General features: G+C 50.3%; 15 protein-coding genes. 11 read left to right on the plus strand and 4 right to left on the minus strand.

Features of this window, described 5'->3' with window-relative positions:
* The 5 genes from AAE250_RS02710 to AAE250_RS02730 all read left to right on the plus strand — a co-directional run bounded on the left by AAE250_RS02710 (position 1) and on the right by AAE250_RS02730 (position 10,136).
* Positions 1–1,482 carry a RagB/SusD family nutrient uptake outer membrane protein gene (locus AAE250_RS02710; RefSeq protein WP_294601525.1) on the plus strand — a complete coding sequence of 494 codons (1,482 nt, stop codon included), beginning with the start codon at positions 1–3 and terminating at the stop codon, positions 1,480–1,482.
* A gap of 29 nt (positions 1,483–1,511) precedes the next feature.
* Positions 1,512–4,439, plus strand: coding sequence for a hypothetical protein (locus AAE250_RS02715; RefSeq protein ID WP_294601526.1), 2,928 nt, complete (start codon positions 1,512–1,514; stop codon positions 4,437–4,439).
* Between the two features lie 30 nt (positions 4,440–4,469).
* Positions 4,470–6,329 carry a glycoside hydrolase family 97 protein gene (locus AAE250_RS02720; RefSeq protein WP_294601527.1) on the plus strand — a complete coding sequence of 620 codons (1,860 nt, stop codon included), beginning with the start codon at positions 4,470–4,472 and terminating at the stop codon, positions 6,327–6,329.
* An 11-nt stretch (positions 6,330–6,340) separates the two neighbouring features.
* Positions 6,341–8,203: a glycoside hydrolase family 2 protein gene (locus AAE250_RS02725; RefSeq protein WP_294601528.1), complete on the plus strand. Its 1,863-nt coding sequence runs from the start codon at positions 6,341–6,343 to the stop codon at positions 8,201–8,203.
* Positions 8,204–8,309: 106 nt separating this feature from the next.
* Positions 8,310–10,136 (plus strand): hypothetical protein, encoded by a 1,827-nt coding sequence (locus tag AAE250_RS02730; RefSeq protein ID WP_294601529.1) that lies wholly within the window; start codon positions 8,310–8,312, stop codon positions 10,134–10,136.
* 81 nt (positions 10,137–10,217) lie between these two features.
* On the opposite strand, the gene rplS is transcribed toward AAE250_RS02730, so the two are convergent.
* Positions 10,218–10,571, minus strand: coding sequence for a 50S ribosomal protein L19 (gene rplS, locus AAE250_RS02735; protein WP_005652416.1), 354 nt, complete (start codon positions 10,569–10,571; stop codon positions 10,218–10,220).
* A 653-nt stretch (positions 10,572–11,224) separates the two neighbouring features.
* Here rplS and AAE250_RS02740 point away from each other — a divergent pair.
* The 4 genes from AAE250_RS02740 to AAE250_RS02755 all read left to right on the plus strand — a co-directional run bounded on the left by AAE250_RS02740 (position 11,225) and on the right by AAE250_RS02755 (position 19,092).
* Complete coding sequence (locus tag AAE250_RS02740; RefSeq protein ID WP_294601542.1) at positions 11,225–11,995, plus strand: 5'-nucleotidase C-terminal domain-containing protein; 771 nt, start codon at positions 11,225–11,227, stop codon at positions 11,993–11,995.
* 48 nt (positions 11,996–12,043) lie between these two features.
* Complete coding sequence (locus AAE250_RS02745) at positions 12,044–12,883, plus strand: bifunctional metallophosphatase/5'-nucleotidase (protein ID WP_294601530.1); 840 nt, start codon at positions 12,044–12,046, stop codon at positions 12,881–12,883.
* A gap of 31 nt (positions 12,884–12,914) precedes the next feature.
* The gene (locus tag AAE250_RS02750; RefSeq protein ID WP_294601531.1) at positions 12,915–15,920 is read left to right on the plus strand and encodes a glycoside hydrolase family 3 N-terminal domain-containing protein; all 3,006 of its coding nucleotides are present in this window, start codon (positions 12,915–12,917) and stop codon (positions 15,918–15,920) included.
* A gap of 106 nt (positions 15,921–16,026) precedes the next feature.
* Positions 16,027–19,092: a glycoside hydrolase family 3 N-terminal domain-containing protein gene (locus AAE250_RS02755; protein ID WP_294601532.1), complete on the plus strand. Its 3,066-nt coding sequence runs from the start codon at positions 16,027–16,029 to the stop codon at positions 19,090–19,092.
* A 109-nt stretch (positions 19,093–19,201) separates the two neighbouring features.
* Here AAE250_RS02755 and AAE250_RS02760 read toward each other — a convergent pair whose 3' ends face one another.
* From AAE250_RS02760 to AAE250_RS02770, 3 genes are all read right to left on the minus strand, one after another.
* Positions 19,202–19,831, minus strand: coding sequence for an outer membrane beta-barrel protein (locus AAE250_RS02760; RefSeq protein WP_294601533.1), 630 nt, complete (start codon positions 19,829–19,831; stop codon positions 19,202–19,204).
* A gap of 107 nt (positions 19,832–19,938) precedes the next feature.
* Positions 19,939–20,568: a DUF4136 domain-containing protein gene (locus AAE250_RS02765; protein ID WP_294601534.1), complete on the minus strand. Its 630-nt coding sequence runs from the start codon at positions 20,566–20,568 to the stop codon at positions 19,939–19,941.
* Positions 20,569–20,990: 422 nt separating this feature from the next.
* A complete protein-coding gene (locus tag AAE250_RS02770) occupies positions 20,991–21,992 on the minus strand; it encodes an aldo/keto reductase (RefSeq protein WP_294601536.1) in 1,002 nt (333 codons plus the stop codon).
* A 255-nt stretch (positions 21,993–22,247) separates the two neighbouring features.
* Between AAE250_RS02770 and AAE250_RS02775 the strand changes: the two genes are divergently transcribed.
* Together AAE250_RS02775 and AAE250_RS02780 are read left to right on the plus strand one after the other, a co-directional pair.
* Positions 22,248–23,468, plus strand: a complete 1,221-nt coding sequence (locus AAE250_RS02775; RefSeq protein ID WP_294601538.1) for a glycoside hydrolase family 27 protein — start codon at positions 22,248–22,250, stop codon at positions 23,466–23,468.
* A gap of 225 nt (positions 23,469–23,693) precedes the next feature.
* Positions 23,694–25,994 (plus strand): glycoside hydrolase family 3 N-terminal domain-containing protein, encoded by a 2,301-nt coding sequence (locus AAE250_RS02780; RefSeq protein ID WP_294601540.1) that lies wholly within the window; start codon positions 23,694–23,696, stop codon positions 25,992–25,994.
* Positions 25,995–26,171 lie beyond the last annotated feature (177 nt).

A 26,171-nucleotide genomic window follows, 5' to 3' on the forward strand; every position in this document is an offset into this window, starting at 1 on the left:
ATGAAAAAAATATATATATATGCATTAACCGGGTTATTAGCCTTATCTTCATGCGATGATTTCCTGAAGGAAGAACCGGAGAATTTTTTGTCAGCAGAGTCTGATGTCGTTGATGAGGCGCTGATAGAGGCAGAAATACAAGGAGCTTATAAATCAACATTGTGGTTTAAGAACGGACGTCAGGGATTTATCGGAATATCCGGTACGGATGAAGCCCGCGGAAAAACGGTGGAAGTAAACTACTGGGCGGAGCAGGGGGCGATAGACCGTTACAACACTTCACTGAATGCAGACAACTGGTTGACAAAATGGTTATGGGATTCCAGCTATTTCGGTATTTCACGTGCCAATACGGCCATCAATGCGGTACGCAAATATACCGGCAATACGGAAGAATGGAGACTGAGCAAGGAATCGGAAGTACGTTTTGTCCGTGCCTTTGACTACTTTATGCTGGCACAGTATTTCGGAGGTGTTCCGTTGATAACCGAGGAGACGGCTTTGTCTGCTACTCCCGATTATCCGCGTGTTAATCTTACTGAAATCTATAAGTATATCATTCAGGATTTAGAGTTCTGCGAACAGCATTTGATAACGGATTATCGGGTGGGAAGACCTACTGTTGGTGCGGCCAAAGCCATGCTGATGAAGGTTTATATGTATGCTCCGACGTCTACCGGCATCCGCGATTATGCCAAGGCAAAACGTCTTTTCGAAGAGATAGAAGGCTTGGGCAAGTACTCGCTGCAACCGTCTTATGCCGATTTGTTCGATCCTGACTTTGAGAACGGTGTGGAGTCTGTTTACGAGTTCCAGTTTGAATATCCGGATGAGCCGAATACGTTCCAATATTTCTGTGGCAGTCGTGCGCTCGACCAGTTTACGGTAGGCGGAGGTTTCGGCATCTTTTTGCCGAGTGAGAGGTATTTGGGATTGTTCGATGATACGGATGAACGTTTCGATGCCAGTGTCCGGACGGAATTCTATGATAAGAATGGTAACCGCCTTACTTCGGCCGCCGACCCGGAATATATAGCACCTCACTGCAAGAAGTATGAGGATTATGACCGCATGATGGATGCGGGAGTCAGCGCCAAGAATATCTATTTCATCCGCTATGCCGACTTGGTGTTGTTGTATGCCGAATGCCTGCTGGCAGAGAACGACCTGGCTGGGGCCAAACAACAAGTGGCACGCGTACGTGACCGTGCAAAGGCTTCGGCTCCGATAACGGCTTCAACTGCAACGGAAATGCTCGACTTCATCTATGAAGAACGTATGCGCGAACTGGGTATGGAAGGTTGGAGAAGAATGGACCTGATACGTCGCGGGGCCGACTACTTTGCCGATCAAGTTGATAAGTATAATCCCTTTGCCAAGGGAAATGTACAGCCGTTCCATGCTTTCTATCCTATTCCTACCAATGAGATAAATATGAATAACGGTATCGGACAGGAAGATCAGAACGAAGGATATAAATAAAGAATAGAACCGTAAATAAAAACATTACCATGAATAAATTGCTGTTAGGACTGGCCTTTGGGACTCTCTTTTGCGCAAGCTGTACCAATGACAAGTTGGTATCTATCGATAATGATATTGTAAAGTTAGAGTTCGACTTACAGAAAGGCACTTATAAAGGAATAGATATAGCGACGGGAAAGACATGCATTTACGATGCAGCCTGGCGCGTGAACGATTATCTTTCTACGGATGCAGACTCAGCCTATTATCAGATCGAAACGATACAGGATGCATTGGGTAAAGGGCAATCGATACAAGTTGTTTCGGTGAAGAAAGGACAACCCGACCTGGTCTTTAACTTTAATCTGTATGAGCAGGAACCTTTTGTCATCATGTCCGGAGGAGTTCGTAACCGGACTTCTGCCGACGTACAGGTAAAAGAGATCTCTCCCGTTGCAAATGCCTCTCTGTTCCGGGGAATGGATGTTTCCAAGAACTTCAAGCTTATAGACGGTGAAGGAGGCGGTTGCCCGACTTATATCCGTGAGACTCCTTCTTTGCTGTCGCAGAACAATATGATACTCCACTTTGGGACAGACAGTGACTTTCACTCTCTGGTAAGTGGAGGCGTTTCCTATGAAGAGTTTGCCAAATACGCTTTACTCGGAGAGAGGGAACAGAGAAGAGCCGATTTGGAGAAGCATCCGGTAGGAGGCTTGCGCCTGGCAGCATACATGGATCTTGGAGAAGAAGCGCTCGAAACCGACACGCTTCGGCCGTATATCACATTATCTTCCGTAGCTCCTTATAAGTTCGAGGGAAATGTAGCACATAAGGAAGCCCGGACGGTAGTCTGGGCGGATAGGGAGATTGACGTGACGTTGCATAAGCTGGAGCAAGGCAAGCCCTACGTTGTGGGTATGACGTGGTGTGACGACTCCGACAGACGCAAACAGACGGTAAGTCTTAAATATGGTGACAAGGAGATTACTTGTCTGGAGGCTTGCCGTCTTCCTTCTCTGGCGAAAGGAGAAGATGCGGAAGTAGTTTATTTTGAAATTCCGGCAGATGCCGTCGGACAAGAGCCGCAGTTGCTTGTAAAACAAGCCGGTACTGATAATGTAGTTATCAGCGAGGTTATCATTTACGAGGGAAGCCTTTCCGCCGATCAGTTGAACAAACCGGAGCGTGTGGAAACTCCGCCTGTCGACTTCAATGAATGTACTTTCAATCTGTATGCATCGGACGTCATTGGTAAGTTGGTGGATGCGAACTCTGACTACGTGGCAGAGAAAGACCGCTTCTATCTGGACTTTGTAACCCGTAATCCGGTTTATTCTTCTGAAAAGTATGCACAGACCTTGCGGACCATGCAGCATATCGAGTTGAACTATTACTATTTCCCTACAATTTGTTTGTGGTATGCCATGATGCCGATTTATGGCGGCAATGTAGTGATGGGCACCAATGATGCCGTAGGAGCTGTAGAAGAGATGCAGCGCGTGAAAGCAAGCGGGTTCCTGAAGTACACCACTATGGGTGTCCGTCTTGTACCCGATTGTTATGATGAAAACAACGAAAACGGCTGGTGGGACGATGAGCACTGGCGTCTGCGTGGAAGCGGGCCTCAGGGCGAGAGCATGAAGCTGAAGGCAGGCCATTATCGTCCTCCTTATGACACCTCTAAGAAATGGGCGCAGGCCATTCTTGACTTGGGCGGCTTGCCGTTTACCTATTTCCAGACGGCAGTCCGTTCCAAAGATTATGCGGAAGCTTACCCGGAACACATGCTCTTCAATGAGTCTTTCCACGAAATTGATACGTTCGACTGGTTGAATAAGAACTACACGACTTACGACTTCACGGATGAAGGATTCGTGGCACACATGCGCGATGTCTACCGCAATCTGCACGATGCAGGCATTGCCGGTATGATGTTTGATTATCCCTATACCGGGTGGCCCATTTACGGTGGAATGGACGATAAGTACAGCACAGCTGCCGGAGCTTACCGTAATATCTTCCGCCTGGCTTCCGAAGGTTTGGGAAGCAAGTCTTATATCCATGAACGCAACCTGAAGTACGGTTCTGACATTGCATTGGGGTATGTTTCTTCACAGCGTACCTGGGGAGATACGGACGTGCTTACCCCCGAAATGGTGGCTCGTAGCGGCTTGCGCTGGTACAAGAACCGTGTGGTGGTTAATTTCGATATGGATGCAAAGAACCTGCTGAAGTCACAACCGGCTGATACGGACGATGGCATCAATAAACTGCTGACCATGTCCTATGTCACGGCTTCCCGTCTGTTGCTGGCCAATAGCTTTGGTACGCTGGATGCTGCGCATGTATATAAGTTGTCGCGTATTTATCCTTTCCATCAGTTTGCCCGAAGTGCCCGTCCTTTGGATGCGTTTGTAACTGACTATCCGAGGGTTTATGGCTTGAAGCTTACGGATAAGTGGAGCTCACTCACCTTCTTTAATGAAGATGAAGAACATCCTAAAGAGGTCAGCATCAAACTTTCGGGGATAGAAGGTCGTGGTGGTGCCGGTTTGCAGCCCGATAAGAAGTATTACGTTTACGACTTCTGGAATGACAACCTGATTGGTGTTTTCGGAGGAGATGAAACACTGTCCCAAACCTTGCGCAAGGGAGAAGCACGGCAAATGGCGGTTCGGGAAGTGGAAAACAATCCGCAGGTTCTGTCAACAGACAGACATCTGCTGCAAGGAATGCTGGAACTGTCCGATGTATCGTGGAATGCAGAGACGAAGGAACTGACCGGAACTGCTGAATTGGTAGAAGGTGAGCCGATGCAGATTGCCATTGCCGTGAACGGATTGCAGCCCCGGGTATGTTCGGTTGCCAAGGAAGGGGTGAAGTGCTCTTTGACAGAGAGTTCGGAGACGGTGACAAAGCTTTGTCTGGAAAGTGCACAAGGAGGTAAGGTCTCCTGGAAGATTTCTTTTTAATAGGTAAATACGATAAAATAAAGATGTGATATGAAATATACTGCGATGGTAATGGGGTTACTGCTGTTCCTGTGTTCCGCTTGTGGAGAAAAAGCAGAAGTTACGTCGCCTGATGGCAGGAATACGCTTACACTGACGCTGGACGAATCCGGCTCATTGTACTACCGGATTCTTTCGGGTGAGAATGAAGTAGTCCGCAAGTCCCTGATGGGAATTGCGGCGGAAAATGAGAAATACAGTTTCAATAAGGGATTAACATATATCGGCCGGACAGAGCGGAATATCAATGAAACATACACCTTGCCCACCGGCAAACGCTCAAAGTATGTAAACAAGGCAAACGAAAAGACATTTACTTACCGGAACGGGGAGAACCAACTGCTAAAGGTCATTTGCCGTGCTTATGATGATGGAATTGCGTTTCGCTATGAGTTGGATAATGAAGAACCGGTCACCATCCGGCAGGAACTGACCGAATGTGCTCTGGCAGACGGTACCCACACCTGGATGATGGACTGGATTAAAGACTATGAGAACTTCTATCCGGAACGTGTACTCGATACCATTACCAGCCCGAAGGAGTTTATGCTTCCGGTGCTGACCTTGCAAGGTGAACAATGGATGCTGATGACCGAAGCCGAAGTTTATACTTTGCCTGCCATGCATCTGTCTAAAGAAGCCAATGCCGCCACCTTCCACTATGAGTATGCGCGTGAAGACCCTACGTTTGAAGGTGAGCCTTCTTTCAAGACCTCATGGAAAACGTTTATCATGGGGAAGAACCTCGGCGACATTGTAGAGTCCTCACTGGTAGAGAACCTGAATCCGCCTACCGACTTTACCGATACGGACTGGATTAAACCCGGTGTAGCTGCCTTCCCCTGGTGGGGAAACTACCTAGCCAACAGTTACATCGATACGCTTAAAATGTATGTCGACATGGCTGCCGAGATGAAATGGGACTGGCTGGAATTTGACGTTTCCCTTATCAATACGCCTATCCACTCTTCCAAGGAATGGGAAAACGTAACCTGGATTCCGGAACTGACTGCCTATGCCAAGGAAAAGAATATACGCGTATATGGTTGGGATGAAATAAACGTGCTGGACAATAAGGCCGGTCGCGATTATGTTTTCGACCGCTATAAGGAAATGGGATTGGACGGAATAAAGATCGATTATATCGATTCCGATTCAAAATATGCGATGATGTTCCGCGATACTGCTTGTGCCGAAGCTGCCAAACGCAAGATGATGGTCAGCTTCCACGGAGAAACGCTCCCGCGAGGACATCGTAGGCGTTATCCCAATATCATGACGAACGAAGGAGTCCGTGGTGCCGAGTATTATACTTTCAGGGGCGTTCAGTGTCCCAACGGTCGTCATAATTGTACGCTGCCTTTCACACGCAATGTGGTTGGTTCAATGGACTATACGCCGGTTACATTTACCATCCGTGATGAAAATCCGCGTACCACGACCTATGCCCATGAGTTGGCTCTGGCATTTGCCTTCGAGTCCGGTTGGGTTTGTATGGCGGACAGACCGGCTGCGTATCTGAATTCTCCCGCCCGCCCCTTGCTCGAAAAGATAGAGGCTGCCTGGGATGAAATCCGTTTCATTGACGGTTATCCCGGCAAGTACTTCTGCGTAGCGCGGTGCAAGGACGGAAAATGGTTCGTAGCAGGAATCAACAGTGACCAGCGGCGTAAAATCAGTGTGCCGCTGTCCTTCCTGGGTAAGGGAGAACACACCGTCACCCTGTATGCTGATAAAGAAGCGGATGCGCTGCACGATGTACGTATCGAGACGCGTTCGGGGCTGAGTGCGGACGATACGATGGAGATTGATGTACTGCCCAATGGAGGCTTTGTTTTGGATATTGATTAAAAAAGAGTTGTATGAGTTTGAAAAGATGGTTGATAGCGGTTTTTGCATTGGGCGCGTGGGCTGTTCAGGGAGTTGCGAATGAGATACCGCGGAAGGAATACCCGCGCCCCCAGTTTGAGCGTAAGGGATGGCTTAATCTGAACGGGGAGTGGGACTATACCTTCGACTTTACGAATATTGGCATGGAGAAGGGCTTTCATAAAGCCACTGCTTTCAGCGGCAAGATAGTAGTGCCTTTCTGTCCGGAAAGTAAACTGTCCGGTGTGGGACATACGGACTTTGTGAATCATATCTGGTATCACCGGGTGATACGGAAGCCGGAAGCATGGGCAGACAAGCATGTGATGCTGAACTTTGGTGCGGTTTATTTTAATTCGGAGGTGTATATCGATGGCATATTGGTGGGAAGGCACTTTGGCGGCAGCTCTTCTTTCGGCTTCGATATTACGGAGTTTGTGAAGGACGGGCTGGAACACCATCTTGTGGTGCGCGCAAGTAGTGATTTGCGGTCTACGATGCAAAGCGCCGGTAAACAGAGCCTTTTGCTGAACTCTTACGGATGCCAATATACGCGTACTACCGGCATCTGGCAGACTGTATGGCTGGAGGCTGTGGCACCGGCAGGATTGCAGTCGGCTCAGGTACTTACGGATATCGATCAGAAACAGTTGGTTATTCATCCCCGCTTTTACAGTGACGATGCAAAGAAAACCTTACGTATCTTGTTGCAGGAAGATAAAAAGACGGTTAAAACAGTAAGTGTAAAGGCTACGAACAGTTCGATTGCGGTCTTTACATTGAAGAATATGAGGTTGTGGTCGCCGGAGTCGCCGTTTCTATACGATGTAGTGTACCAAGTACTGGACGAAGCGGGAAAGGTAATTGATGAAGTGACCTCTTACGTAGGCATGCGCAAGGTACATATTGAGGGAAACAAGATATATCTCAATAATAAACCCTACTACCAGCGCTTGGTGCTCGATCAGGGATTCTATCCGGATGGTATCTGGACTGCCCCTTCGGATGAGGCATTGAAGAATGATATTGAATTGTCTCTTTCTGCCGGTTTCAACGGGGCGCGTCTGCATCAGAAGGCTTTTGAGGAACGTTTCTATTATTGGGCTGATAAACTGGGATATGTCACCTGGGCGGAAGCGCCGAGCTGGGGCATGAATGCAAACAGTGTGGAGGTGGCACGCAATTTCCTGAAAGAGTGGTCGGAACTTGTCTTGCGCGATCGTAATCATCCTTCTTTATTAATCTGGACACCGATGAACGAAGAATGGTGGCCGGACCACGTGCAGTATCCGCGCCTGACGGCCGACCTCTATGACCTGACTAAAGCGCTGGATACTACCCGTCCGGTGAATGATGCCAGCGGCGGATGCCACATAAAGACGGATATCTGGACGGTGCACAGTTACGAACAAGACCCCGAAGCGCTGAAGAACCTGCTGTATAAAGAGGGGCGTTTTTTTCAGACGCCCAACAATCCGCAAGGGGTTCCGCCAGCCAATGTAGGCTTCAACGGGCTTGCCGTAGACAGTCCTTATCCTTTCCCGCTGTACGATGGCAAGATGCCTTATCTGATCGATGAGGTAGGTGGCATCAAATGGGTGGAAGCAACCGACAAGAGTAATTCGGACGATTCCTGGGGATATAGCACCCCGCCTGCAACGAAAGAAGAGTTCTTGCAACGCCTGGAAGGGCAGATAGATGCCGTGCTGAGTTTGGAGGATCATGTCTGGGGATATTGCTACACGCAGTTGACCGATGTGGAGCAAGAGCAGAATGGTATTTTCTATTATGACCGCAGGCCTAAATTCGATTTGAAGCTTATTTACCGGATATTTAGTAAGACACCGGATAAATAGTTCTGTTTTTAAGCTGAGTAGCGTCATTTTTCTGCTTAAATTCGTTCGTTATGGCTGTTTTTTTATTATTTTCGCCTGTATAACTTCAAATCGTAAAATACCAGTTATGAAACATTTTTATTATGCAGCGGTAATTGCTATCGTGTTGTGCCTCTCCATGTCCGTGAGTGCACAGAATTACAATGGCTTTAAGGCATCGGTCTACATTACATCGGGCGATGTTAGTAAAATGACAGACACCAAGTGGCTGGAAAGTGCCTGGGCGGAAATCACCAAAGGTTTCACCCCCGACAAAGTCTACATCGAAACGTACCGGGACGGCAGGTATACCCCGGAGGCAGCCTTGATAGCCGCCAAGAAGTTCTTTAAAAGCAAGAAAGTGGACTTTTCCGGAGGTATTACTTTCACGGTGACCGGCGACGGCAAGTTCAAGACGTTCTGCTATACTTCTCCCGAAAGCCGGGCGGAAGTGCAGAAGATTGCGGAGTATACCGCCAAGCATTTCGATGAAGTCATTCTGGACGACTTCTTCTTCAATACCTGTAAATGTCCGGAATGTACCAAGGCAAAGGGAGACCAATCATGGACGGATTTCCGCATTAAACTGATGAATGATGTGGCTGCCAATCTGCTTATCGGTCCTGCAAAAGCCGTCAACCCGAAATGCAAGTTCACCATAAAGTACCCCAATTGGTACGAGCACTTCCCGGCTTCCGGTTTCGACCTGGGTGCGGAGGCAAAGCTTTTCAACGGAATATGGACCGGTACTGAAACCCGCAATCCGGATGCCGACCAACATTTGCAAGCCTATCTGGGTTACGAAATCTTCCGTTACTTCGATAACATTGCTCCCGGTAAAAACGGTGGAGGATGGATTGACGCCGGTGGAATGCGCTATGCCGACCGCTATGCCGAACAAATCTGGCTTACACTGTTTGCCAAGGCGCCCGAATGCGCTATCTTTGAATTCAGCAGTTTGCAACGCCCATTGGGGGAAAACTATAAAGGCGCCTGGCAAGGTACCGGAACCAGCTTCGACTGGAAAGAACTGGGTGATTCGCCCACTATTGCCAAGTTGGCTGGCGTTTCTTACGATGTGGCAAATAAAGTGTACAGTAAGTTGGGCCGTCCGATAGGAATCAAGAGCTATAAACCCATTGGCTCCGTAGGCGAGGACTTTTTGCAGACGTATCTGGGTATGGTAGGCCTACCCATCGAGATGGTTCCTGAATTTCCCTTTGGAGAGCAGATGGTATTGCTGACGGAGCAAGCTGCGTATGATAAAAACCTGGTAGCCAAAATCAAACAACACCTGAAAGATAAAAACAGTGTCATTATTACTACCGGATTGCTGAAAGTAATCAAGGAGGAACTGGGTGATATTGTTGAGCTACGGATCAATGACAATAAAGGTTCTGTCGATGATTTCGGTCACTTCGGCAAGTCGGACAAGAAGATCACCATTCCTCAAGTATATTATTATACCAATGACGCCTGGGAAGACATTCCTGCCATTGACGATGGCGTTACCGGTTGGCCCATGTTGATGCAGGCCCGCTATGAAGATGGTTCTGTATGGGTGCTGACCATTCCCGATTCTTTTGCCGGACTATACCGTTTGCCCGCCGGCGTGCTGAACAGAGTACGTGCCGTAGCCGGTCCCGATGTTCCGGTTCGCTTGGAAGGTCCCGCCAATGTCAGCCTCTTCGTATACGACAACAATACATTTATTGTAGAGTCTTTCCTGGATGAGCCGGTCACCGTGAAGGTTGTTCTGGATGCTACTACCGGTAGTATCACCGATCTTATCACCAACGAAACCATCAAAGGACAAAAAACTCCCGATGCGCGTATCTGGTTACGGGAAGCAAAAGACAAGAATGCATTTGAAATGACTGTCAAGCCTCATTCTTTCAGGGCTTTCAAAAGATAGGATTATAGTCCGCATTACTACTAAAAAAGGGAAATTGACCATGTCAACTTCCCTTTTTTATTTCGAAATAGGAGTTTGGAATTAACCGTTAACTCTTTTTTCTTTAATTCTTGCTTTCTTACCGGTAAGAGCGCGCAGGTAGTACAATTTAGCGCGACGAACTTTACCCACTTTGTTCACCTCGATGCTGTCGATAGCCGGTGATTCAATCGGGAAGATACGTTCTACGCCTACGGTTCCTGACATTTTACGTACTGTAAAACGCTTCTTTTCTCCGTGTCCGGCAATCTTGATAACAACACCGCGGTACAGCTGTACACGTTCTTTGTTACCTTCGACAATACGATATGCTACTGTCACTGTGTCACCTGCCTTGAAGCTCGGGTGCTGTTTTCCGGTAGCAAATGCTTCTTCTGCAATTTTAATTAAATCCATTGTTCTTTTTATTAAATTGTTTGATCGTTACAACGCAACATACCAGGCTTCTCTCTGATGTCCTGACAGCGATTGCGCGAAAGCGGTGCAAAGGAACGAATTATTTGTCAGATACACAAGTGCTTTGATGCTTTTTTTATTCACCATAGAGGATACAGAGGCTTACAGAGTTTTAGACAGACCCTCTCGTAACTTTATTAGTAGTGTTGCTTTCACCCTTCCTCCCTAATTGCTGTCGCCCGAAACATACCGCTCTTTCAACTGTATCTCCCTTGCCTTTCATTCGGAAGCCTTATTGTTCCGATGCACAAGATGGCATCTTGTGTTGCGTAAGATGGCATCTTGTGTAGCATAAGATGGCATCTTGTGCATCAAAGGGAATAGTGTTTCAGATGAAAGGCAAGGGAGTTCCGGTTGGCAAGCAAGGGAGTTCCGGTCGGTAGGTTACTAAAGTCAGGACGGTACAGGGTGAAAGCTGAAAGCAGTGAGGAATGCAAAAAACGCTCTGCTTTCACCCGCTATCGCCTTGTTGCAAAGCCTTTGTTGCAAATCGATGAATGGGTGAACCTTGTTGTGATGACTTTTTCTACGGCTTTTCTATGGCACAATCGCAAAAGAAAAGTATATTTGTAGCAATTTAAAACTAATTAATGATGAAGAGACAAACTTTCAAGCTCCTTTCCGGGGCATTATTGGCAGTAGCACTTCTGTTTACGTCTTGCCATTCTTCTTACGAAGTGACCAAAGTAGAAGGAGGCAGAATCTCCATAGATTCTACCTGGGATGCAAAGCCGGATGCAGAGGCGGTAGCTTTGCTTGCCCCATACAAAGCTAAAATAGATAGTGTGATGTACAGTGTGGTAGGTACGGCCGAGATGTCGATGGATCGGTACAGACCCGAAAGCCTTTTATCCAATCTGGTGGCGGACGTACTGCGCGAAGCTGCCGTCGATGTACTGGGAAAATCGGCCGACATGGGATTGGTGAACGTTGGCGGCATCCGCAATGTACTGACGGAAGGCCCCATCACTACGGAGAACATTTATGAAATCCTGCCTTTTGAGAATTCGCTTTGCATACTATCCATGAAAGGCTCTGCCATGAAGCATTTGTTTGAAAATATTGCGGCAAGATACGGTGAAGGCGTAAGCGGCGTGCAGTTGGAAGTCTCCAAAGATGGCAAACTGTTGCAAGCTACCATCGGTGGTAAGCCGGTAGAAGACGAAAAGATGTACACCGTTGCCACCATCGACTATCTGGCCGACGGCAACGACGGAATGACGGCTTTTCTGCAAGCCGATAAAAGAGAGTGCCCGGATGGCGCTACTCTTCGCGGGCTGTTTATGGACTATGTGAAGCGGCAGACGGCAGCCGGTAAGAAGATAACCTCACGCATGGAAGGACGGGTGACGATTGTCAATTGACAATTGACAATTAACAATTGATAATTAAGAATTAAAAACTAAAGTTCGATGAGACGTATATATACTTTGGCAGTTCTACTGCTTTTTGTTCTTTCAGTATCGGCACAGCAACTACATATCCTGCATACCAGTGATACGCACAGCCGTATAGAACCTATCAGCCCGGAGGCTGCCGATACTTATGCCGGTATGGGTGGCGTGGTGCGCCGTGCTACTTTCGTGAAGCAGTATCGTGACAAGCATCCGGAGATGTTATTGCTGGATTGCGGAGACATTTCGCAGGGTACACCTTATTATAATTTCTTCCAGGGAGAACTGGAAGTGAAGATGATGAACCTCATGGGATATGACGCCATGACAATTGGCAACCATGAGTTCGACTTCGGGCTCGACAATATGGCGCGCCTGTTCCGCATGGCTACGTTCCCCGTGGTGTGCTCCAACTATGACGTGACGGGAACGGTGCTCGAAGGGTTGGTAAAACCTTATATCGTGCTGGAACGCAACGGGGCGAAGATCGGTATCTTCGGACTGTCTCCCAAAATGGAAGGACTGGTGCAGGCCAGTAAATGCGAGGGGGTGGTCTATAACGACCCGATAGCCGTTGCCCAAGAGATGGCGGACCTGCTGAAAGAGAAAGAAGGTTGTGATGTGGTAATCTGTCTGTCGCATCTGGGCTTCAGCAGTTCGAAACCGGACGATCCGTCTGATGAGAACCTGATAACCAAGACGCGCAACATCGACCTCGTCCTGGGTGGGCACTCGCATACGTTTATGGAAAAACCGGTGGTTTATCCCAATGCCGACGGCCTGGAAATTCCTCTTCTGCATACCGGTAAAAGTGGTATATATGTAGGCGAAATGGTACTTACACTCACAAAGAAATAACCAATAATCATTATCTAAACGAAACTACATTATGAAAAAGTTCATTCTCCTTGTATGTCTTGCAGCATTCATATCGGGAGCCTCTTCGCTTCGTGCCCAGACGGTGGAATCTCCGTTTTTACCTTCTCCGGCAGATGCCCGTTGCCGCCAATGGGTGGACTCGGTATTCTCGGGTATGAGCCTGAATGAGAAGGTCGGCCAGCTTGTTGTGGCCACCATTCCTGCCAAGGTCAACAAGGTAACGAAGAAACAGATACGTGAGTTGGTAAAGAAATATAAGGTAGGCGGTTTGCTGTTCTCCGAAGGAAGTGCGGAAGAGCAGGCCATTTTGACGAACATGGCGCAGAAAGCCGCTAAGATTCCCGTTATGATTACTTTCGATGGCGAATGGGGCTTGTCCATGCGCCTGACGGGAACACCCGATTATCCCCGTAATGCGGCCCTGGGCTGTATTGAGGACAATAGTCTGATAGAGGAGTATGGGCGTGAAGTGGCCCGCCAGTTTCGTGAATTGGGAGTGCACGTCAACTTTGCACCCGATGCGGATGTGAATACCAATCCGCTGAATCCGGTGATAGATGTACGCTCTTTCGGCGAGAACCCGCAGAAGGTGGCGGAGAAGGTGGTGGCGTATGGCCGAGGCCTTGAAAGTGGAGGTGTGCTCTCGGTGTGCAAGCACTTCCCCGGACATGGAGACACGGATGTGGATTCGCATAAGGCGCTGCCCGGATTGTATTACGACCGTGCCCGGCTGGATAGTGTGGAACTGTTTCCTTTTAAGGCGATGGTACGCGCCGGACTGGGCGGTGTAATGGTGGGACACCTGCAGGTGCAGGCTTTGGACCCGGATGGTGTGACGCCTTCTTCCCTGTCGCGTAATGTAGTGACCGGGCTGCTGAAAGAGGAACTCGGCTTCAAGGGGCTGGTGTTTACCGATGCGCTGGATATGAAAGGAGTGTCGGAAGTGCCGCAGGTGACGACGAAGGCGTTGCAGGCGGGAAATGACATGGTGCTGGTACAGTTCAATACAAAGAATGCCGTGCAGGAGTTGCTGCATGCGGTGGAAACCGGCAAGTTGAGCAAAGAAGAACTGGATGCCAAATGCCGCAAGGTGTTGATCTATAAATATATGTTAGGACTAAGAAGCGCTCAGCCGCAACTTCAAGTTAGTGGGATGAGTTATCGCATTAATACGGAGGAGGCACAGGCGTTGGCTGCCAAGTTGCGCCGTTCGGCGGTCACGGTATTGAGCAATTATTTCAATATCCTCCCGTTGGCGTCGCCCGAAGGAGACATTGCCGTGCTCAGCATCGGAGAGAAAGAGGCGGATGCATCTTTTGTGGAGGCGATGAAGAAGAATGCCGGTATCAGCCACTTCTATTTGCCGTGGAATGCCGATGAGGCTGCCCGGCAGGAAGTGCTTCGCCAGTTGAAGACTTATCGTCGGGTGGTGATCAGTGTTACGGGTTCGGCTTATGTCAGCGACAGGGATGTGGCTTTCCTGGCAGGATTGAATCTGCCGGCGCCGCTGGTCTATACGTTCTTTTCTTCGTATCGCACGTTGACCCCGCTAATCCCTGCGATCAGCAAATCGAGCGCTGTGGTGCTGGCTCATTCGGCAGAAGCGGATTTGCAGCAATACGTGGCCGATGTGCTTTTTGCCAAGGCACCGGCTCGCGGAAAGATGTCGATGGGTATCGGCAAACTGTTTCCTGCCGGAACGGGATGCGTCATTGAACCGGGAATGGCTTCGGGAAAGGTTATCCCGGAAGATTACGGATTGAAATCGTATGTACTGCAAGGCATAGACGCCGTTGCCCGGAAAGGACTGGCGGCGGGTGCCTATCCGGGTTGCCGCGTATTAGTGCTGAAAGACGGACAACCGGTGTACGACAAGGGCTTCGGCACGCATTCGGACAAGGATACCACGGCGGTGCGCTCTACCGATTTGTTCGACCTGGCTTCGCTGACCAAGACTACTGCCACGTTGCTGGCCGTGATGAAGCTATACGACGAGGGTAAGATCAAGTTGGACGACAAAGTATCGAAGTATTTGCCCCTGCTGCGCAATGGCAATAAGAGAAATATCACGATCCGAGAACTGCTGCTGCACGAATCAGGATTGCCTCCCTATATTCGTTTCTACGTAGATATCATTGATCCGAACTCCGTACACGGTCCGTACTCCCAGAGTTGGGTGGACGAGTGGCACCGTACGCGGGTGAGCGAGCACAGTTACTACTGCACCGACTTTAAGTTCAAGAAGGGCATGATGTCCGACAAGAATACCCCGGTCTACACGCTGCACATGGCAGATGGCATGTGGCTGAACAAGAGTTTCAAGAACTCCATTCTCCAAAGCATTGCCCGCTGCGAGCTGGACAGCAAGCGCTATGTGTATAGCGACCTGGGCTTCGTGCTTTTACAGCAGATGGTGGAGGAGATTGTGAAGTTGCCGATGGACTTGTATCTTGCCAGGGAGTTCTATGCTCCGATGGGTTTGCAGCGTACTTTGTTCCTGCCGTTGACGAAGTTCACCAAAGCGGAGATTATGCCGACGGCATCGAACGACTTCTTGCGCCGTCAGGATTTGTGCGGATATGTGCACGATGAAACGGCTTCGTGCCTGGGAGGCGTGTCCGGTAATGCGGGTTTGTTCTCTACGGCGGAGGAAGTGGCGAAAGTTTATCAGATGCTGTTGAATGGTGGCGAGTTCAACGGAAAGCGCTTCCTGAGCGAGGCTACCTGCCGGTTGTTCACCACGGAGAAGTCGGCTATCAGCCGCCGCGGCCTGGGCTTTGACAAGCCGGACGTTGCGATTGTGAAGCGTAGTCCGTGTGCCGCTTCTGCTCCGGAATCGGTGTACGGTCATACCGGATTCACCGGTACTTGTGCCTGGGTAGACCCCGAAAACAAAACGGTATATGTATTCCTCAGTAATCGCCTCTGCCCCAATGTGTGGAATACGAAGTTGGGAGATATGAATATACGGACGGATATCCAGGAGTTGATTTACAAGAGTTTGCCTGATAATTGATAATTTAGCGTCGTGTGATAACAAGTGTATCTCAAACTCCTCCCCTTTCAGGTGGAGGAATTTGGGATACTCCGTAAATTCCCATTTATATAATTCCTAATTTAGAATGAAAAGATTGTTCTTACTTACGTTGATTGTTCTTATTTGCTTTGTGCATCCGGTCTTGCGGGCGCAGACTGTTCCTTTTCTGCCGCCTGCCGGATCGCCGTCTGCCGAATCGCCTGCCATGCCTTCGCTGGTGCGTCCCTTACAGAATGATGCACGTTGCCGGCAATGGGTGGACTCGGTACTTCAGCGCCTGACCTTAAAAGAACGTATCGGACAACTTTTCATCTACACCATCGCCCCCCAGACAGACAAAGCGAACAAGGAACTGCTCCACAAAGTGGTAGACGACTACAAAGTAGGCGGTCTGCTCTTCTCCGGCGGCCTGATGCAGAACCAGGCTGTACTGACCAATGAAGCCCAACGCATGGCGGACGTACCGCTAATGATTACCTTCGACGGCGAATGGGGACTTGCCATGCGCCTGCGCGGAACTCCGACGTTCCCCAAGAACCGCGTGCTGGGATGTATACAGAACGATAGCCTGATTTACGAATACGGCCGCGAAATGGCTCGTCAATGCCGCGAACTGGGTGTGCAGGTGAACTTTGCTCCCGTGGCCGACGTAGACATCAACCCTAAGAATCCCGTAATCAACACCCGCTCCTTTGGCGAGAGTCCCTCCGGAGTGGCGGATAAAGTCATTGCCTACTCCCGCGGATTGGAAGCCGGCGGCGTGCTTTCCGTCAGCAAGCACTTCCCCGGACATGGCGACACGGATGCTGATTCCCACAAAACACTGCCCATCCTCTCCTTCACCCGTGCCCGGCTGGACAGTGTAGAACTGTATCCCTTCAAGAGAGTCATCCGTGCAGGTCTGGGCGGCATCATGGTGGGACATCTCGAAGTTCCCGCCCTGGAGAAGCAGAAAGGTGTGCCCTCATCGCTTTCGCGCAGCGTGGTGCACGACTTGCTGGCGAGCGAACTCCACTTCCAGGGACTTATCTTCACCGATGCCCTTGCCATGAAAGGCGTGTCCACCAATGCCAGTGTCTGCCTGCAAGCATTGAAGGCGGGAAACGATGTATTGCTTGTCCCCCGCCGCATCAAGGAAGAAGTAGAGGCCATACTCGCTGCCGTAAAGAGCGGCGAACTGACCGAAAGCGAGATAGAACAGAAGTGTCGTAAAGTCCTTATGTATAAGTATGCCCTCGGCCTGACGAAGAAACCTTATGTACGCCTCTCGGGCCTTGGTACCCGCATCAACACTCCGCAGACCCGCGAATTGATACGCCGACTGAACCTGGCAGCCATCACCGTGCTGGATAATAAGTCTAAGGTGCTTCCGCTGGATCCTTTCATCAAGGAAGTAGCCGTACTCAATGTGGGAGCTCCCCAGGAGATTCAACCTTTCATCAAGGAACTGTCCCGGTATACCCATCCTGTAGAGTTCCGTCTGGGGCAGAACTTGCCGGAAGCAGAAGCCGGACGCCTCAGGGAGACGTTGGCAAAGTACAAACGAATCCTGGTCTGCGTCACCGAACATCGCCTGGCGCCCTATCAGGCCTTCTTTGCCCGTTTTGCTCCCGACGTGCCGGTAGTTTATCTCTGCTTCATCCCCGGTCGGCAGATTTTGCAGATAAATCGCGGCATCGCATCGGCCGACGCCGTGGTGTTGGCTCACTCTTCCAACGACGATGTACAGCAGCAGACGGCGCGCATTCTCTACAGCAGTGCCGGGGCGGACGGTCGTTTGTCCTCCAGCATCGGCAGTTTGTTTGCTGCCGGTACGGGAATCACCCTGAACCAGCAAAGCACACCGCATTTCGTTCCCGACGAGCACGGCATCAATGCCCGGCTTTTGGCCGAAATCGACAAGATTGCCGAAGAAGGCATCCGCGAAGGCGCTTATCCGGGTTGCCAGGTGGTAGTGCTGAAAGATGGGAAAGAAATGTATAATAAGGCATTCGGCACGCACACCTGGAACAAGACTGCCGTGGCAGCTACCGGGAAGAAACCGGTCCTTCCCGTCAAGAAGACCGATGTGTACGACATCGCCTCGTTGACCAAAACCACTGCCACCCTGCTTGCCGTGATGAAGTTGTACGACAGCGGCCGCCTCAATCTTACCGACCGTGTTTCAGACTATCTGCCTTTCCTGCAAGATACCAACAAAAAGAATATTACCGTGCGCGAGTTGCTGATGCACGAATCCGGACTGCCTTCCACGATCTTGTTCTATCAGGAAGCCATCGATAAAGAAAGCTACTCCGGCACGCTGTTCAAAGCAAGAGCCGATGCTCAGCATACGGCCCGCATCGCCCGGCAGACATGGGCCAATCCTAAATTCCGTTTCCGCCAAGGCTTGACGTCGAAGGTAGGTACGGCAGAATATACCATGCAAGTGTGCGATAGCTTGTGGTTGCACCGCTCGTTCAAGCAGGAATATCTGCAGAAGATAGTCGATGCGCCGTTGCGCGACAAGCGCTATCGTTACAGTTGCGTCGGCTTCATCTTGTTGCAACAGTTGGTCGAAGCGCGCACCGGCATGCCGATGGACGAATACCTTGCCCGGGAATTCTACACTCCGATGGGGCTGAAACGCACCGGCTATCTGCCCTTGCGCTTCCTGAAGAAAGAAGAGATTATTCCTTCATCCGTCGACCCTTTCCTGCGGAAGACCACCCTGCAGGGATTTGTACACGATGAATCTGCCGCCTTCCTGGGTGGAGTTTCCGGTAATGCCGGTTTGTTCTCTTCGGCCGAGGAAGTGGCGAAAGTCTATCAGATGATATTGAATGGCGGTGAGCTGGACGGCAAACGCTATTTGAGTAAGGAAACCTGCAAAGTATTCACTACCACTGTCTCCAGGATAAGCCGTCGAGGTCTGGGCTTCGACAAACCATCCCGTACCGGGCAAGGCGGTCCTTGCGCCCCGTCTGCCCCTGCCTCCGTTTACGGTCATACCGGCTTCACTGGTACTTGTGCCTGGGTAGATCCGGACAACGGCCTGGTTTATGTCTTCCTGAGCAACCGCATCTATCCCAATGTATGGAACAATAAACTGATGCAACTGGATATACGCCCACGCATACAGGAGGCGATATATAAGGCTATGAAGAAGTAGCGTTTGGGCATTAAAAAAAGGAGCTTCCCTGCTCACGCAGCGAGTGCTCCTTTCATTCCAATTCGAAACAATTAAATTCTATCAGTTAAGCTTTAAGTGTGTGTTCTGTTTAGAACGCGATACCGATGCGCAAACCGAAGTTGCTCATGCCATCTACGCTGTACGTAAAGAGGTCGCCCTTGTTGGTACCGTAGCTGTAATAGGCTGCAAAGTGCAAGCCCGGTCCGTATGCCCAGGGATAAACGTTGAAGCCGATTTCGGGAGATACATAGAATCCCCATGTGTTAGTCTTGGCTTCGAATACGTTGAAGACAGACTTCAACTGTGCATACTGTGCGCCGAGTTTTACGCCGGCATAGGGCTGGAATGCACCGCCGCGGTTCCATACGTAGCGTGAAGCAAGACCGAAAGGCAACTGGAATGCAGTGTGCTGCTGGTCGGTGTTCAAGCTACCGCCATCGCCTACGGGCAGGGTTTGGCGACCGAAATATTCGTGATTGCTATGGTAGGCCAGAAAGCCTCCCAATGCAAAGTTATCTGTCAGGAAGTAACCACCTTCAAAGTTCATGCCCCAACCGCTCGACTTATCGGCGAAATTGTTGCTAAGGGGGAAGTTATATTGCCAGTCAATGTTGGCATAACCGTTATCGGTCATCTGTGCCTTCGCCGGCATAGCGAAGACGAGAGCAAGGGCGGCAACCGCGAATACTCTCAGGGAAAGATATTTTATTGTTTTCATACTTTGTTCTTATTTATTGGTTCGATGACGGCTTCTCCGTCCGGAAGAGGAGCTGTCGTTACTAACTACTATCTACCGACTACTGTCTACTAACTACCATCTACCGACTACTTTTTCAAGTAAGCAGATTGAGTGAAAGCTTGGTTCACGCCTTGTACGGCCAGTTTTGTATTGACAGAGGTTGAACCGCTCAGCAATCCGCTCATATAGCTGGTCCACAGAACGGGCAGGTTTTGATTCTGGCCTTGCGGTGCATCCAAGTTCAGCAATTCGGTAATGAAGGAGCCTGTGCTATAGGAGTAGTTCACGGCATACGGGTAATACCATCCGCCCCAGTTGCCCCAGTAAGGAGCATCCCAGTAGCCGGGGTAGTTCCACCACCATTCGGGACGTCCGTAGTCGGTGAAGTAAAAGGTACTCTTTACGTAGCTTACTTGCAGACCGAGGTCGGCTTCTTCGCGGTCGTCCACACGGATGTAGCCGCGGCTGTTCATGTTAGTCACATAAGCGCTGAGGATTTCCTGTGCACTTTCATCTTTCCAGTATTCGGCATCTTTCTTGTCGCCAATGACGAGGATGCTGTCCGGCAAGTAGTAAGTCTCGAAGGCCTTGAAGTCCGCCTTCTTGTCATAATTGGTATAAACCAGATAGTTGTTGTCCAGCTTATCCATGTCAGGGTCTTTTTCGCAGGCTGCGAATGCAAAGACCGCTAATAATAGGGGAATAAATTTCTTCATACTTCTATAATTGTTTAGGTTTAAATAAAATTCCTGCCCTATGGTACCTTAGGCTTTTGATGGAAACAACAAGATAAAAAATAAAAGGTTCACGAAAGGGAATGTTAAAAGTGAGGCGGAGGTATGAAACGCAGGCGTTTTGGGGCTCCGAGCGCCTACGGAGGTATGAAACGCGAGCGTTTTGAGGCTCCGAGCGCCTACGGAGGTATGAAACGCAGGCGTTTTGAGGCTCCGAGCGCCTACGGAGGTATGAAACGCAGGCGTTTTGGGGTTTCGGACGCCTACGGAGGTATGAAACGCAGGCGTTTTAAAGCTTCGGGGGGGCCCGGAAGGTCGCTGACCGAGGCCGGCAAGATTTCGGGCCCCCCCGAAGGGGTGAAACGTGCAAAGGTGAGCCGCTCTTATATCGAACTTGCGTTCGCTTACTCCATGATCTTTTCTATCTCTTCCAGCTCTTCTACCGAGAAGTCCGTATTCTCTATCGCCTTCAGATTATCTGCCAACTGTGCCACGGAGCTTGCCCCGATGATGACGCTCGTCACCAGGTCATCTTTCAGCAGCCATGCCAGTGCCATTTCTGCCAGCGTTTGTCCGCGGCGGGCAGCGACATCGTTCAAGGCTGTGATTTGCTTCAGGACTTCCGGGGTTAAGACGTCTTTCTTCAGGAAGTTGCCTCGGGACATGCGGGAGCCTTCGGGGATTCCATTCAGGTAGCGGTTGGTCAGCAAGCCTTGTGCCAGCGGGGAGAAGGCGATGAAGCCTGTTCCGTTTTCTTTGGCTTGCTGCAAGATGCCTTCCTCTTCGGGTTCGCGGTTGAAGATGTTGTACCGGCCTTGATAGAGCAGGCAATGTACATCGCGTTCTTCCAGATACTTATAAGCAAACTCGGCTGCGTCTTTGGGATATTTGGAGATGCCTGCATAGAGCGCCTTTCCTTGGCGTACGATGTCTACCAGTGTTTGCAGTGTCTCTTCGAGCGGAGTATTCGGGTCGTAGCGATGGCTGTAGAAGATGTCCACGTAATCCAGATTCATGCGCTTCAGGCTTTGGTCGAGGCTGTTCATGAGGTACTTCCGTGAACCCCATTCGCCGTAAGGGCCGGGCCACATGTCGTGTCCTGCTTTGGTGGAGATGAACAACTCATGCCGGTAGGGCATAAAAGATTTCTTCATGATCTGACCGAAGGTTTCTTCCGCCGAACCGTAGGAGGGGCCGTAGTTATTGGCAAGGTCGAAGTGCGTGATGCCTTTGTCGAAGGCATAGTGCGCCATCGCCTGCGAATTGGCAAACGTATTCACATCGCCGAAGTTGTGCCACAAACCAAGGGAGATTTCGGGCAGCAGAATGCCGCTCTTACCGCAACGGCGGAACTTCATGCCGTTGTCATACCGGTCGGATGCCGGGGAATAAATGGGATTAATCATATCTATTGTATTAAAAGTGAAAAATCAGAGGAACGCCTTATGCTTCTTGCATCAAAGAGCATCGATACAAAAATACGCAAATTCCCGGGAATAGACTTTGTTTTATTTATCTAAAACTGGTATGCAACAACCTATACGGTAGTTGGCAACAAAATAATACTATGATTAGATAAGATTGTGCCACCGGCGTATGCCCGAACTCGCTATCTTTGCAGAAGAGAAAAGTTTTTGAGTTTTATCATTAAATTAAATACTATGAAGCATTATCTTTTAACAGCAGTATTCATTGCTTTTTCTTTTACAGTATCATTTGCACAGAAGTTCGAAGGTTTGGCACAAACCCCGCCTATGGGCTGGAACAGTTGGAATAAGTTTGCCTGCAACATTGACGAAAACATTATTAAAGGTGTGGCCGATGCTATGGTGGAAACCGGCTTGCGCGATGCCGGGTATATTTACTTGAATCTGGACGATTGCTGGCATGGTGAGCGTGACAGTCTCGGATTCATTCAGGCCGACCCGGTGAAGTTCCCTTCCGGCATCAAGGCTTTGGCCGATTACGTCCATTCCAAAGGACTGAAGATAGGTATCTACTCCGATGCCGGCCGCAAGACTTGTGGCGGACGTCCGGGCAGCTTCGGGCACGAATATCAGGACGCGTTGCAATATGCCAAGTGGGGCATCGATTATCTGAAGTATGACTGGTGCGATTCGTACGACATCAATCCGGTGGGAGCTTACAACCTGATGCGCGATGCGCTGCGTGCCGCCGGTCGCCCTATTCTTTTCAGCATGTGCGAGTGGGGTAGCAGCAAACCTTGGGAGTGGGCTGCCGAAACGGGACACATGTGGCGCACTACGGGCGATATCTTCAATTGCTTCGACTGTGTGGACCAGCATCCCGGTTTTGCTGCGTACGGTGTGTTGCAGATACTCGATATGCAGAACGGGTTGCGCAAATATGCCGGTCCCGGCCATTGGAACGACCCGGATATGCTCGAAGTGGGCAACGGACAGACGGTGAACGAAGACCGTGCACACTTCTCGATGTGGTGCATGCTGGCAGCTCCGCTGATTCTGGGGAATGATATCCGCTCGATGTCTCAGGAGACGAAGGATATAATTATGAATAAGGAAGTGATTGCCGTCAACCAGGACAGCCTGGGCGTACAGGGACTGAGGTTTGCAGTAGAAGACGGATTGGAGTTCTGGTTCAAGCCGCTGGCCGGTGACGACTGGGCCTTCTGCATCTTGAACCGTACCACCGAGCCGAGGGAATATACCATCGACTGGCAGAAATTCAACCTTTATGATGACGTGGCGAAACGCTTTACCGACTTCGACTCCAAGGTCTACGACGTTCGCAACCTGTGGACCAAGCAGGCCGAGGGCAATACAAAAAAGGTGAAGGCGGTTACCATCCCTGGACATGATGTGGTGATGTATCGGTTGAAGGTAAATAAGAAAGGAAAATGATAATTTAGTGTCGTGTGATAACAAGTGTATCTCAAACTCCTCCGCCTGAAAGGGGAGGTGCCCGCTTGCGGGCGGAGGGGTCTTACATAAATAGAAAGTAACTTTGTGCAAGTCCCTTCGGATGTGAAACCCCTCCGCCCTATGGGCACCTCCCCTTTCAGGCGGAGGAATTTTAGATACTCCGCAAATTCCTATTTAATGTAATAAACAAAACAATAATATAGAATGAAAAACAAACTAATCGTTATGGCAATGGCAGCTTGTTTTGCCTCTTGTGGCGGAAGCCAGAAAGAAGTGTACAAAGACCCTACGGCTCCGGTCAGGGACAGAGTGGAAGACCTCCTGGGGAGGATGACCTTGGAAGAGAAGGTCGGTCAGATGAACCAGTTCGTCGGCCTGGAACATATCAAGGCAAACAGTGCCGTGATGACCGCCGACCAGTTGAAGAACAATACCGCCAATGCCTTCTATCCCGGCGTGACGGAAGAAGACGTGGCTGCCTGGACCGAACAGGGACTGATAGGTTCCTTCCTGCACGTACTCACCCTCAAAGAGGCTAACTACTTGCAGTCTCTCGCCATGAAGAGCCGCCTGCAGATACCCATCATCTTCGGCATCGACGCCATCCACGGCAATGCCAACGCGCCGGACAACACGGTCTACCCCACAAACATCAACCTGGCCTGCTCCTTCGATACGCTGATGGCATACAAGATAGCCCGCGAAACGGCTCGCGAGATGCGCGCCATGAACATGCACTGGACCTTCAACCCCAATGTGGAAGTAGCCCGCGATGCCCGCTGGGGACGTGTAGGCGAGACCTTCGGCGAAGACCCGTACCTGGTTTCACTGCTGGGCGTACAGTCCGTCAAAGGTTATCAGGGAAATCTGAACAGCAGCGAAGATGTATTGGCTTGCATCAAGCACTTCGTAGGCGGTAGCGAGCCCATCAACGGTACGAATGGCTCTCCGGCCGACTTGTCCGAGCGCACGCTGCGCGAAGTCTTCTTCCCACCGTTCGAAGCCGGTGTGAAGGCTGGCGCCATGTCGCTGATGACGGCGCACAACGAACTGAACGGCGTGCCTTGCCACAGCAACGAATGGCTGATGACGGACATTCTGCGCGGCGAATGGAATTTCCCCGGGTTCGTTGTCAGCGACTGGATGGACATTGAGCACATCCACGACCTGCACGCTACGGCGGAGAATATAAAAGAAGCATTCTACCAATCCATCATGAGTGGTATGGACATGCACATGCACGGCATCCATTGGAACGAAATGGTGGTGGAACTGGTCCGCGAAGGCCGCATTCCCGAGAGCCGCATCGACGAGTCTGTGCGTCGTATTCTCGACATCAAGTTCCGTCTGGGCATCTTCGAGAAACCATACGCCGATGAGGCTGAAACCATGAAGATACGCCTTTGCGACGAACACCGCCAGACGGCTCTCGAAGCTGCCCGTAACGGCATCGTCCTTCTGAAGAACACAGGCGTGTTGCCGCTGGACGCTTCTAAATATAAAAAGGTAATGGTAACCGGCATCAATGCCGACGACCAGAACATTCTGGGCGACTGGAGCGCTCCCGAAAAGCCGGAGAACGTCACCACCATCCTCGAAGGCTTGAAGATGATAGCGCACGATACGCAGTTTGACTTCGTAGACCAGGGTTGGGACCCGCGCAACATGGACCCCAAACAGGTGGCCGAAGCTGCCGTCCGTGCCAAGTCGGCTGATTTGAACATCGTCGTAGCCGGTGAATATATGATGCGCTTCCGTTGGGACGACCGTACGGACGGTGAAGATACCGACCGCTCGGACCTCGACCTGGTAGGTCTGCAAGAAGAACTGATACAACGCGTTGCCGCTTCCGGCAAACCGACCATCCTGGTGCTGGTGAACGGACGTCCGCTCAGTGTACGCTGGGCTGCCGAGAATCTGCCGGCCATTGTTGAGGCATGGGCGCCGGGCATGCAGGGCGGGCAGGCTGTGGCCGAGATACTTTATGGCAAGGTGAATCCGTCGGCCAAACTGGCTATTACGATACCTCACAGTGTGGGGCAGCTTCAGATGATTTACAATCACAAGCCTTCGCAATACTTCCATCCGTATGTGGCGGGTAAACCGAGCACGCCGCTTTATCCTTTCGGTCATGGCCTGTCTTATACTACTTATAAGTACGAGGACCTGAAGCTGGCGCAGAAAGAAATCAATAAAGACGGTACGGTGGACGTCAGCGTGAAGGTGACGAACACGGGCGATCGTGATGGCGTGGAGATTGTACAGCTTTATATCCGCGATACGTTCAGTTGCGTCACCCGTCCGGTGAAGGAGCTGAAAGACTTTGCCCGCGTAGCGCTGAAGGCAGGCGAGAGCAAGGTGGTGAACTTTAAGATCACCCCCGACAAGCTGGCTTTCTATGACATCAAGATGAAGAAGATTGTAGAACCGGGCGAGTTCATCGTCATGGTGGGCGCTTCTTCGGATGACAAGGATTTGCTGAAGGAGACGTTCACGGTGAAATGATAATTTAGCGTCGTGTGATAACAAGTGTATCTCAAACTCCTCCGCCTGAAAGGGGAGGTGCCCGCTTGCGGGCGGAGGGGTCTTACATAAATAGAAAGTAACTTTGTGCAAGTCCCTTCGGATGTGAAACCCCTCCGCCCTACGGGCACCTCCCCTTTCAGGCGGAGGAATTTAGGA

Source organism: Bacteroides sp. GD17, from assembly GCF_038448625.1.
Taxonomy (GTDB): domain Bacteria; phylum Bacteroidota; class Bacteroidia; order Bacteroidales; family Bacteroidaceae; genus Bacteroides.

Excerpts from the sequence above, each read along its gene's own strand:
- AAE250_RS02765 (WP_294601534.1), bottom strand. The coding sequence starts at position 20,568 with ATGAAGAAATTTATTCCCCTATTATTAGCGGTCTTTGCATTCGCAGCC.
- AAE250_RS02740 (WP_294601542.1), top strand. The coding sequence starts at position 11,225 with ATGAAGAGACAAACTTTCAAGCTCCTTTCCGGGGCATTATTGGCAGTA.
- AAE250_RS02720 (WP_294601527.1), top strand. The coding sequence starts at position 4,470 with ATGAAATATACTGCGATGGTAATGGGGTTACTGCTGTTCCTGTGTTCC.
- AAE250_RS02715 (WP_294601526.1), top strand. The coding sequence starts at position 1,512 with ATGAATAAATTGCTGTTAGGACTGGCCTTTGGGACTCTCTTTTGCGCA.
- AAE250_RS02710 (WP_294601525.1), top strand. The coding sequence starts at position 1 with ATGAAAAAAATATATATATATGCATTAACCGGGTTATTAGCCTTATCT.
- AAE250_RS02725 (WP_294601528.1), top strand. The coding sequence starts at position 6,341 with ATGAGTTTGAAAAGATGGTTGATAGCGGTTTTTGCATTGGGCGCGTGG.
- AAE250_RS02770 (WP_294601536.1), bottom strand. The coding sequence starts at position 21,992 with ATGATTAATCCCATTTATTCCCCGGCATCCGACCGGTATGACAACGGC.
- AAE250_RS02775 (WP_294601538.1), top strand. The coding sequence starts at position 22,248 with ATGAAGCATTATCTTTTAACAGCAGTATTCATTGCTTTTTCTTTTACA.
- AAE250_RS02745 (WP_294601530.1), top strand. The coding sequence starts at position 12,044 with ATGAGACGTATATATACTTTGGCAGTTCTACTGCTTTTTGTTCTTTCA.
- rplS (WP_005652416.1), bottom strand. The coding sequence starts at position 10,571 with ATGGATTTAATTAAAATTGCAGAAGAAGCATTTGCTACCGGAAAACAG.
- AAE250_RS02780 (WP_294601540.1), top strand. The coding sequence starts at position 23,694 with ATGAAAAACAAACTAATCGTTATGGCAATGGCAGCTTGTTTTGCCTCT.
- AAE250_RS02755 (WP_294601532.1), top strand. The coding sequence starts at position 16,027 with ATGAAAAGATTGTTCTTACTTACGTTGATTGTTCTTATTTGCTTTGTG.
- AAE250_RS02760 (WP_294601533.1), bottom strand. The coding sequence starts at position 19,831 with ATGAAAACAATAAAATATCTTTCCCTGAGAGTATTCGCGGTTGCCGCC.
- AAE250_RS02730 (WP_294601529.1), top strand. The coding sequence starts at position 8,310 with ATGAAACATTTTTATTATGCAGCGGTAATTGCTATCGTGTTGTGCCTC.
- AAE250_RS02750 (WP_294601531.1), top strand. The coding sequence starts at position 12,915 with ATGAAAAAGTTCATTCTCCTTGTATGTCTTGCAGCATTCATATCGGGA.